Origin of the sequence: Halalkalibacter wakoensis JCM 9140 (assembly GCF_000513095.1) — a bacterium.
Lineage (GTDB): Bacteria > Bacillota > Bacilli > Bacillales > Bacillaceae_D > Halalkalibacter > Halalkalibacter wakoensis.
In genome coordinates this window covers 106,200-116,437 of the sequence record NZ_BAUT01000006.1, presented here as the reverse complement: position 1 = coordinate 116,437, position 10,238 = coordinate 106,200, and the positions used below count along the sequence as shown (strand labels likewise).

Genomic DNA, 10,238 nt, shown 5'->3' with positions numbered 1-10,238 from the left:
CTCAAGAGTAATATCAATTTTGAAAAATTCTCTTGCAAAATACCGAAATTTGTTGTAATTTTGATTAAATGAAAAAATATGAATAATTCATTTCTTATCAAGAGAGACGGAGGGACTGGCCCTAAGATGTCTCAGCAACCAGCCGATCTGGTCAGGTGCTAAATCCATCAAGTCCATGACTTGAGAGATAAGGAGAAGAGTTTGATAAATCAACCGCCTTCTTCTTATGAGGAAGGTGTTTTTTTATACTTAATGATCGTATGGAGGGAAATGAAATGAACCGTGAGAAACTTGAAACAATCTTAGTACAAATTGGAAACCGTTCCGATAATCCAACTGGGACGATTAATACACCTGTGTATTTTTCAACTGCTTACAGGCACACGGGAATTGGAGAATCAACGGGGTATGATTATGCGCGAACTGGAAACCCAACAAGAGAGGTTGTTGAAAAAGCGATTGCTGAGTTAGAAGAAGGAGATAGAGGATTTGCATGCAGTTCAGGCATGGCTGCTATTCAAACGGTATTATCTTTATTTGAGCAAGGAGATGAAATATTAGCATCTCAAGATTTATACGGGGGTACATATCGTTTGTTTGAGCAAGGTTGGAATCGTTGGGGCTTAACATTTTCATTTGCAGATCCACGCAACCTTGAACAATTTGAAAACAACATTAACGAAAATACAAAGGCCTTGTTTATTGAAACACCGACGAATCCGTTAATGCAGGAAGCATCTATCCCCGATCTAGCTAAATTGGCTAAAAAACATGGTATTTTACTCATTGTTGACAATACATTTTACACGCCTTTATTGCAACAGCCATTAGTTGATGGTGCTGATATCGTTATACATAGTGCTTCTAAATACTTAGGAGGGCATAATGATGTCATCGCTGGACTCATTGCAGCTAAAGGAGAAGACCTTTGTGAGAGAATTGGTTATTATCATAACGGCATTGGTGCCATTTTATCTGCTTTTGATTCGTATCAATTAATAAGAGGAATGAAAACTCTTGCTCTTCGAATGGATAAACATCAGGAAAATGCGAAAGCAATCGTTAACTATTTAGAAGAACAAGAGGGAGTTACTGATGTTCTGTATCCGGGCAAAGGTGGCATGATCTCTTTTAGAATACTTAAGGAAGAGTGGGTAAACCCATTTCTGCAACACTTAAAACTGGTGTCATTTGCTGAAAGTTTGGGGGGAGTCGAGAGCTTGATGACGTATCCTGCAACTCAAACCCATATGGACATTCCGGAAGAGATTCGTATTGCAAATGGAGTTTGTAATCGACTGCTACGCTTTTCTGTAGGGATTGAGCGTGCCGCTGATTTAATTGCTGATCTTGATCAAGCATTCCGTCATGTGAAAGAGAGGGACAATGGATGAGTTTTTTAGAAAAATTAGCATCAAAAGTATTGATTGGTGATGGAGCCATGGGAACCTTGCTTTATGAGCGAGGTGTCGATCAATGCTTTGAAGAAGTAAACTTAACCAATTCTGAAAAAATTCATCGTGCGCATGCTGAGTATGTTTCTGCAGGAGCTGATGTCATTCAAACCAATACGTATGCAGCCAATCGATTAAAACTAGAAAAATACAATTTAGAAAAAGAGGTTCACTCGATAAATCGGGCTGGTGTTCAAATTGCAAAAAAAGCAGCTGAGGACCAATCGTTTGTTTTAGGTACAATTGGTGGCATTCGTAGGTTTCAATTAGAAGAGTGGGATTTGCAGGAAATTGAATCTGCGTTCTTGGAACAAATGAATGAACTTTTAACTGAAGGCGTAGATGGTCTTTTGCTTGAGACGTTTTATGATCTGGAGGAAGCGAAGATGGCCACTGCCCTTGCGCGTAAATTGACAGCTCAACCAATAGTTGTTAATTTATCTCTTGGTGAAATTGGTGTCATGAACGGTGGAATTGCCGTTTCAAATGCTTTTGAGCAATTAACAGACATTGGTGCTGATGTAGTAGGATTGAATTGTCGGACAGGTCCTTTTCATATGTTGCGTTCGTTTGAAACCATTGCCTTACCAGAGCGTGCATTTTTATCTGCATACCCGAATGCTAGTTTGCCGGATTATCGTGATGGACGTGTATTTTACCAATCAAATGCCGATTATTTTCAAGATATGGGCGAGAAGTTCATTAAACAGGGAGTTCGTTTGCTAGGTGGTTGCTGTGGAACAACTCCAGACCATATACGTGCTTTTGCTAAAATGAGAGATGTAACGCAACCAATTACGACCAAAAAAGTGAAAACCATTTTAGGTGTTGAACGCAATCCAATTTCGATTCCTAGAAAAGAAATACCTCTACCGGATATTGTAAAAGAGAGAAAGTCAGTAATTGTTGAATTGGATCCCCCAAAGAAGTTAAACACGAAGCGTTTTATGGAGGGAGCTAAGGCGTTACATGAAGCTGGGGTTGATGCAATTACGATGGCAGACAATTCACTTGCCTCACCTCGCGTCGATAATTTAGCTCTTGGATCCATGATGAAACATTCAATTGGTGCTAGACCGCTTGTGCATGTTACATGTCGCGATCGGAATTTAATTGGTCTTCAATCACATTTAATGGGTCTCGATGCTTTAGGAATTGATGATGTGTTGGCTGTCACAGGGGATCCAACAAAAATTGGTGATTTCCCGGGTGCTACATCCGTTTACGATGTAAGTTCGTTTCAACTCATTTCTTTCTTGAAACAATTAAATGAAGGAATTTCTTTCTCTGGTAAGGAGCTTGGCCAAAAAGCCAATTTTTCTATCGGAGCCGCTTTTAATCCAAACGTTAGGCATTTGGATAAAGCAGTAAAACGAATGGAAAAGAAGGTTGAAAGTGGTGCAGACTACTTTATGACACAACCTATTTATAGCATTGAGCAAATCGAAGCATTAGCAAATGAAACGAAACATATAAAAGAACCTATTTACATTGGAATTATGCCGTTAACAGGAACCCGGAATGCAGAATTTCTTCACAATGAAGTACCTGGTATTAAATTAACGGATGACATTCGAAGTGCTATGGCAGCATGTGGAGAAGACAAAGAAGCTGCGACTTTAGAGGGAATAAAAATAGCCAAACATCTTATTGATGCAACTCTAAATTTCTTTAATGGTATTTATTTAATCACTCCATTTATGCGTTATGAGATGACAGTAGAATTAACTAAGTATATTGAGTCAAGAAAACCAATTATACAGACAAGTAAGTAAGGAAACTGATGTGTGAAGTAGAAAGGACGGACATATGGTTAAGTCTTTGTTTGAAAAACAGCTAGAAAAGAAAATTCTAATCCTTGATGGAGCAATGGGGACCATGCTGCAACAAGCTGACTTATCTGCAGAGGATTTTGGTGGAGAAGAATATGAAGGGTGTAACGAATATTTAAACGAAACAGCTCCTCATGTCATTGAACATATTCACCGTGCCTATTTAGAGGCAGGGGCAGATATTATTGAAACGAATACCTTTGGTTCGACAGATATTGTCCTTGATGATTATGATCTTGGCCATAAAGCAGAAGAGTTAAGTCGTTTGGCCACAGCCATCGCAAAAAAAGTAGCGGATGAATTTTCAACGCCAGAATGGCCTCGTTTTGTTGCGGGAGCGATGGGGCCGACTACGAAATCCTTATCGGTAACAGGTGGAGTTACGTTTGAAAAATTAGTGGAATCTTATCATGAACAGGCTAGAGGCATTATTCGTGGTGGAGCCGATATAATGCTTCTTGAAACAAGTCAAGATATGCGTAATGTAAAAGCCGGGTATATTGGAATTGAACGGGCGTTTGAGGAACTAAATGTGAAGTTGCCAATATTTATTTCAGGTACAATTGAACCAATGGGAACGACGCTAGCAGGACAAAATATCGAGGCCTTTTACTTGTCATTGGAACATATGAATCCAGCAGTGGTTGGGTTGAATTGTGCAACAGGACCGGAGTTTATGAGAGACCATATTCGTTCATTATCTGAGCTAGCTACAACATATGTAAGTTGTTATCCAAATGCTGGGCTACCAGATGAAGAAGGGCACTATCATGAATCACCAGATTCTCTTGCAACAAAACTAAAGGGGTTTGCTGAAAAAGGCTGGTTAAACGTCGTTGGCGGTTGTTGCGGAACGACACCAGATCATATTCGAGCAATGGTTGAAGCAACTAAAGATTTTGCACCAAGAACGTTTGAGTCGACACATCCTCACGCTGTATCGGGAATTGAACCCCTTATTTATGATGATAGCATGCGTCCACTTTTTGTCGGGGAACGCACAAACGTTATTGGTTCGAGAAAATTCAAACGTTTGATCGCGGAAGGGAAATTTGAAGAAGCTTCTGAAATTGCGAGAGCTCAAGTAAAAAAGGGAGCGCATGTTATTGATGCTTGTTTAGCAGACCCTGATCGAGATGAACTTGAAGACATGGAAAATTTCCTCCAATTTCTTGTCAATAAAGTGAAAGTGCCATTAATGATTGACTCTACGGATGAAAAAGTAATTGAGAAGTCTTTAACATATTCACAAGGAAAGGCGATAATCAACTCAATTAATTTGGAAGATGGCGAAGAGCGTTTTGAAGCAGTTATTCCTATTGTTAAGAAATATGGTGCTGCTGTAGTCGTTGGAACAATTGATGAGGAAGGAATGGCTGTTACCGCTGAGAAAAAATTAGAAGTAGCGAAACGTTCACATGATTTGCTTGTTCATAAATATGGACTGAAACCTGAAGATATTATCTTTGATCCATTGGTTTTTCCTGTTGGAACAGGTGATGAGCAGTACATTGGATCAGCTAATGCAACGGTAGAAGGAATTCGACTTATTAAAGAAGCTCTTCCGAAATGTTTAACCATTTTAGGAGTAAGTAATGTTTCCTTCGGTTTGCCTCCAGTTGGGCGTGAAGTCCTTAATGCTGTTTATTTGTATCACTGTACACAAGCGGGCTTAGATTATGCGATTGTGAATACGGAAAAGTTAGAACGTTATGCATCGATTTCTGATGAAGAAAAAGAAATGGCAAGTAAGTTGTTGTTTGAAACAACAGATGAAACGCTTGCTGAGTTCACGGCATTTTATCGTGGTAAAAAAGCAGAGAAAAAAGTGGATACTTCGAACTTGACACTTGAAGAACGCCTTGCTTCTTACATTGTCGAAGGAACAAAAGAAGGACTAGTAGAAGATTTAGATCAAGCACTTGCAACGTACAGCGATCCTTTAGATATTATTAATGGGCCACTTATGGATGGCATGGATGAAGTTGGTAGATTATTTAATAACAACGAATTGATTGTGGCGGAAGTTCTTCAAAGTGCAGAAGTAATGAAGGCATCGGTTGCTCACCTAGAGCCTCATATGGAACAAAAAGAAAATGATAACGGAAAAGGGAAAATACTGCTTGCGACCGTAAAAGGTGATGTTCACGACATAGGAAAAAATCTAGTTGAAATTATACTAGGGAATAATGGGTTTAAGATTGTGAACCTTGGAATTAAAGTAACATCGAATGAATTAATCGAAGCAATCAAAAAAGAAAACCCTGATGCAATAGGTTTATCAGGTTTACTTGTTAAATCAGCACAGCAAATGGTGTTAACGGCTCAAGATTTACGGCAGCAAGAAATATCGATCCCGATTTTAGTCGGCGGTGCAGCGCTAACGAGAAAATTCACGGATACGAAAATTGCAGCTGAATATGATGGACTTGTGTTATATGCCAAAGATGCGATGAACGGACTAGAAATTGCTAATCGTCTATCAAAACCAGAGGAGAGAGAAGTACTGGCTGCAGAACTAGCAGAGGCTAGAGCGAAAAAAGATGCTGTTCGCCTTCCAGAGCGCAAACCATTAAATGAGCGCACGGTAGCTGAGGGTGTACGTTCAGATGTCAAACGTGATGGTCCGATCTATACTCCTGCAGATTTGGATGTACACATTTTACGTGATTATAAGCTTTCACACCTTGAGCCATATATTAATATGCAAATGTTACTAGGACGACATCTAGGTTTACAAGGCAAGGTGAGCAGACTTCTTGCTGAAAAAGATGAGAGAGCTGTTCAATTAAAGGAACGTGTTGATGAGTTTTTAGTGCAAGCAAAGAAAAATCAAGTTATTCAAGCTCATGGAATGTATCAGTTCTTCCCTGCACAAGCAGATGGAAATGATATTATTATTTATGATCCAACTAATCAGAAAAAAGAAATTCAACGATTTACATTTCCGCGTCAAAGTCACAAACCCTTTTTATGCTTAGCAGACTACTTGCGTCCGGTTTCTAGTGGTGAAATGGACTATGTTGGATTTTTAGCTGTTACAGCTGGACATGGGGTTCGTGAGTTAGCCGATCAAGCAAAACGTGATGGAGATTATTTATATAGTCATTTAATACAAGCAGCTGCATTAGAAATTGCAGAAGGATTTGCTGAGCGTGTTCATCAACAAATGCGCGATAAAATGGGCTTTCCGGACTCTGCAGACTTGACAATGGATGAACGTTTTGCCGCAAAATATCAAGGTGTGCGTGTATCGTTTGGGTATCCAGCTTGTCCTAACTTAGAAGATCAAGAAAAGTTATTTGAGCTACTGAAGCCCGAGAAAATCGGTATTCAGTTAACGGAAGGGCATATGATGGAGCCGGAAGCCTCGGTTACAGCTATGGTATTTGCTCACCCAGAAGGACGATATTTCAATGTATTAGGATAAGTAAAAGCTGATGAGAGAAAAACTACTCTCATCAGCTTTTTTGTTTTGAAACATGATCATATAAGGCTTAAAAGGAGAAGGTTAGAAGTGTATTGGTAAGTTTTTGATTTAAATTTGCATAAAACTAGGTTGAAAACAAACACTATCCATATCAATCATGACCAAGTCATGAAACAGATACCACGAACACAAGGAGGTCTACAACATGAAACGTAATCTGTTTTCATTCAAGATTCCACTCATCATGGCGATCATATGTATTGGGTTTTCAATGAATATGGCAACGACTCATGCATTCTCAGATCAGGTGATTCAAAGGGGTGCAACGGGTGACGATGTTGTTGAATTACAAGCTAGACTTCAATACAACGGATTTTACACAGGGACGATTAATGGGGTCTATGATTGGGGCACGTATTGGGCCGTACGAAATTTCCAGGAAGAATTCGGTCTAGATGTAGATGGATTAGTAGGGCCAAAAATGAAAGACATGTTGGAGCGGGCAACAAATTATAATGAAGAATTTGTAAAAAAGGCTTTGAATGAAGGTCGTCAATTTACACATTATGGTGGGACACCAAAAGAAATTCAAAAAGGACCAAAAGGAAGTCGGGATGGTGCAACTCAACAGCAGCAACCAGAAGGACAACAGCAGCAACAGCAGCAACCAGAAGGGCAACAACAGCAACAGCAGCAACAGCAGCAACCAGAAGGGCAACAACAACAACAGCAACAGCAGCAACCAGAAGGGCAACAACAGCAACAGCAGCAACCAGAAGGGCAACAACAGCAACAGCAGCAACAGCAACAGCAACAACAACAGCAGCAACAACCTGGAGGGCAACAGCAGCAAGCGCCTGAGGGAGGCCAGGTAGAGCAACCAACACCAGGAGCAGAACCAACTCCTGCACCTGCGCAAGAACCTGTGCCTTATCCAGAAGAACCAGAACAGCAAGATAATGATGCAAATATCGAAAAGGCAACGAATGTTCCAGCTGGCTTCTCTGAAAATGATATTCAAATTATGGCTCAGGCTGTATATGGAGAAGCGCGCGGTGAACCGTATGTCGGTCAAGTCGCCGTTGCAGCTGTTATAATTAACCGGATTAACAGTCCGACATTCCCGAATACAGCATCTGGTGTTATTTTTGAGCCACGTGCTTTTACAGCAGTAGCGGATGGGCAAATTTATATGCAACCAAATGAAACAGCACGCCGAGCGGTTCTTGATGCAATTAATGGCCAAGATCCATCTGGTAATGCTTTATATTATTTCAATCCGGATACAGCTACATCAGGTTGGATTTGGACAAGACCACAAATTAAGCGAATTGGAAAACATATTTTCTGTCATTAATTTATGGAGGTGATTGACTATGGTACGAAATTTTGTGATTGGTCTTTTAACAGTAGCTGTTGTCGCAACTGGAATTTGGGGCTTTCAAGAGCGTGAAGAAAAGCAAGTCTTAAGAGTGACAGCAGAAAATAACTATCAAAGAGCGTTTCATGAGCTTGCCTTTCATATTGATCAAATTGAAGACCAATTAGGAGCAACTTTGGCGATGAACTCACGCCATCAACTAACACCGGCGTTAGCTGATGTTTGGAGAGTTGTTAGTTTAGCACAAGAGAACATTGGCCAACTTCCACTTAGCTCAGTTGATCTAGGGAAGACAGAAGAATTTCTATTCAAGTTAGGTAGGTTTAGTTATCGTACGTCTATCCGAGACTTAGACGCAGACCCACTAACCGACGATGAATACTCAACATTAGAAAAATTATATGACTATTCGAAAGATATACGAGAAGAAGTTCGTCGTTCTCAAGCTATGATGCTTGCTAATGGGGATCAATGGATAAATATTGAAGAAGAAATGCGCGCGTCCCAAGAGCCAATAGACAATATGGTTGTTCATAATCTAGAAGTAATGAATAAGTCTATTCAAAGTTACAGTGAAACGGAATGGGGAGCGGGGCTTGCCGCCATAGACGATTTAAATGGTGAATTAAAAGAAGCGTTGGACGGAGAGCCTGTTTCAAAAGAAGAAGCAGAAAGATTAGCACGTCAATACTTAGATGTGAGTCAGAATACAGCTGTCCATGTTTCAGAGACAGGTAATGGCCTAGCTTATCCTGCCTACACAATCGTAGTTGATGATCCAGAGCATGAAACAAATTACTACATGGATTTGAGTCAAAATGGTGGAGAGCCAATTTGGTTTTTACAAGACCGTCAAATTGAAGAACAAACAATTGGTTTAAATGAAGCGGTTGAAATTGCCGAAGACTATTTAGAAGAACATGGAAAAGAAAACATGCAACTAATAGAAAGCCGGCAATATGACTCCATCGCAATGTTAGAGTTTGTACATTTAGAAGATAATGTTCGCGTATATACGGATTTAATTCGCCTCGAAGTGGCATTAGATGATGGCGATGTTCTAGGATATGAGGCAAAGAGTTATTTAATCAATCATAAAGACCGAAATATTCCTGAGCCAGAACTAACAAATGAGGAAGCAAGAGACAGGTTAAATCCTCGTTTAGAAGTAATGGAAGATCATCTAGCTGTTATTGAAAATGATTTAGGTGAAGAAGTACTTTGCTATGAGTTTTACGGTGTGATTGAAGATGAGACGTACCGGTTGTTTATTAACGCCATCGACGGAACAGAAGAAAAAGTTGATCGTCTGAATCAATCTGAACCTGTTTATGACTTTACCTAAATGAAAAAGTAGAAGAAGAAGCATATGATGCTTCTTCTTTTTGCTTTTTCATGAGATAATAAGGGAGTGAGTAGGAATTGGAGGGAGTAAGGAGATTGATGAAAATAGGGTCAACCATCTTCTTAGAACTGCAGGAAATAAAAGAACTTGAAAAAACAACTAGGCGTTTTAAATGTCGTTTAGTAGACAGGAAAGAAGATATTTTTGTGATTGATTATCCTATAAGTGATGAAACTGGTAAACCAAGTTTCTTTTTTGATGGTACTGAGTTTCGGGCTTCTTTTATTACAGCTGATGATTCAGCCATGTATGCGTTTGATACAGAAATTGTTGGAAGAATGAAGGGGAACATACCTGTCCTTTTTTTGAAAGATCCAGGGAATGATAAATATATAAGGATTCAAAGGAGAAGCTATGTACGAGTTGATACGTCGCTTGATGTAGCCGTTCATCCGGTGAATGAGGAATTTCCTCCCTTCACGACTTTGACAATTGATCTAAGTGGCGGTGGCTGTTTGCTTTCTATACCGGATGATCAACCATTTATAGATGAGGGGCAAATACTTGTCTTTCTTGTTTTGCATATGCAGTCAGGAGAAATTGTATATGTTCGAGCATTATGTAAAATTGTTCGTGTGTTTAGGCTTAAATTAGACGCAAAGAAACGTGTTTCTCTACAATTTTTAGACATTGACGAACGTGATCAACAAAAAGTTATTCGATATTGTTTTGAGCGACAATTAGCTTTACGAAGGAAAAATGAAGACTTGTAAAAAGAATATTGAATATAGAAGTA

At 39.5% G+C, this 10,238-nt stretch carries 6 protein-coding genes and 1 riboswitch; all 6 genes read left to right on the top strand.

All coding sequences use genetic code 11. The annotated features are described in order from the left end of the window. Positions 1–91 precede the first annotated feature (91 nt). A riboswitch (SAM riboswitch) is annotated at positions 92–194 on the top strand. An 81-nt stretch (positions 195–275) separates the two neighbouring features. The 6 genes from JCM9140_RS04750 to JCM9140_RS04725 all read left to right on the top strand — a co-directional run bounded on the left by JCM9140_RS04750 (position 276) and on the right by JCM9140_RS04725 (position 10,215). After that, positions 276–1,394 (top strand): methionine biosynthesis PLP-dependent protein, encoded by a 1,119-nt coding sequence (locus JCM9140_RS04750; protein WP_034743033.1) that lies wholly within the window; start codon positions 276–278, stop codon positions 1,392–1,394. Continuing rightward, positions 1,391–3,229 carry a bifunctional homocysteine S-methyltransferase/methylenetetrahydrofolate reductase gene (locus tag JCM9140_RS04745; RefSeq protein ID WP_034743030.1) on the top strand — a complete coding sequence of 613 codons (1,839 nt, stop codon included), beginning with the start codon at positions 1,391–1,393 and terminating at the stop codon, positions 3,227–3,229. The genes JCM9140_RS04750 and JCM9140_RS04745 overlap by 4 nt, the downstream gene beginning before the upstream one ends. A 34-nt stretch (positions 3,230–3,263) precedes the next feature. After that, a complete protein-coding gene (gene metH / locus JCM9140_RS04740; RefSeq protein ID WP_034743027.1) occupies positions 3,264–6,716 on the top strand; it encodes a methionine synthase in 3,453 nt (1,150 codons plus the stop codon). 244 nt (positions 6,717–6,960) lie between these two features. Continuing rightward, the gene (locus JCM9140_RS04735) at positions 6,961–8,073 is read left to right on the top strand and encodes a cell wall hydrolase (protein ID WP_439644268.1); all 1,113 of its coding nucleotides are present in this window, start codon (positions 6,961–6,963) and stop codon (positions 8,071–8,073) included. A gap of 19 nt (positions 8,074–8,092) precedes the next feature. After that, the gene (gene ypeB, locus JCM9140_RS04730; RefSeq protein WP_034743023.1) at positions 8,093–9,442 is read left to right on the top strand and encodes a germination protein YpeB; all 1,350 of its coding nucleotides are present in this window, start codon (positions 8,093–8,095) and stop codon (positions 9,440–9,442) included. 98 nt (positions 9,443–9,540) lie between these two features. Next, the gene (locus JCM9140_RS04725) at positions 9,541–10,215 is read left to right on the top strand and encodes a flagellar brake protein (RefSeq protein ID WP_235715276.1); all 675 of its coding nucleotides are present in this window, start codon (positions 9,541–9,543) and stop codon (positions 10,213–10,215) included. The last annotated feature ends 23 nt before the right edge of the window (positions 10,216–10,238 follow it).